Genomic DNA, 645 nt, shown 5'->3' on the forward strand with positions numbered 1-645 from the left:
CGCCCGCCTCCGCGGCCACGCCACCGTCTCCGCCCCCGACCTCGAAGGCATGCACCGCGGCGACGACCCCTTCGGCCGCGCCCCCTTCGAAACCCGCCCCACCGTCGACCTCGACACCTGCAAGAAAGCCTTCACCCGCCGCACCGACATCATGCGCGCCATCAGCCGCGTCACCACCAACCAGCACCTCGTCGTCGAACGCGCCCTCACCGCCGCCGACACCACCCTCGCCGACATCGACACCTTCGCCCTGCCCCACCTCGGCCGCCGCCGCCTCGAAGCCGGCTACCTCAGCAAATTCGGCATCGACCCCCACGACACCACCTGGCCCTGGAGCCGCACCATCGGCCACCTCGGCGCCGGCGACCCCTTCGCCGGCCTCGACCACCTCGCCGCCACCGGCCGCCTCACCCCCGGCACCCTCTGCCTCCTCACCAGCGTCGGCGCCGGCTTCACCTGGTCCGCCGCCGTCATCGAGATCACCACCACCCCGCCCTGGACCACCCCCGCCTGACACCCCCACACACAGCACAGCGCGGCCGGCAACCACCGACCGCGCACAACAACCCACCAACGAGGAACCCAACCAGCGGGGGAGCGCGACCCCCAGCACACCCACACACCACCCGCGCCGCGCCCCCACAC

At 73.2% G+C, this 645-nt stretch carries 1 protein-coding gene; it reads left to right on the plus strand.

Annotation, left to right across the window (positions count from 1 at the left end; translation table 11 throughout):
- Nucleotides 1-514 (plus strand): 3-oxoacyl-[acyl-carrier-protein] synthase III C-terminal domain-containing protein (locus DEF28_RS26670; protein ID WP_325049045.1); only part of this gene is annotated, 514 nt, incomplete at its 5' end.
- Between the last annotated feature and the right edge of the window lie 131 nt (nt 515-645).

The organism is Marinitenerispora sediminis (assembly GCF_003336425.1).
GTDB lineage: Bacteria > Actinomycetota > Actinomycetes > Streptosporangiales > Streptosporangiaceae > Marinitenerispora > Marinitenerispora sediminis.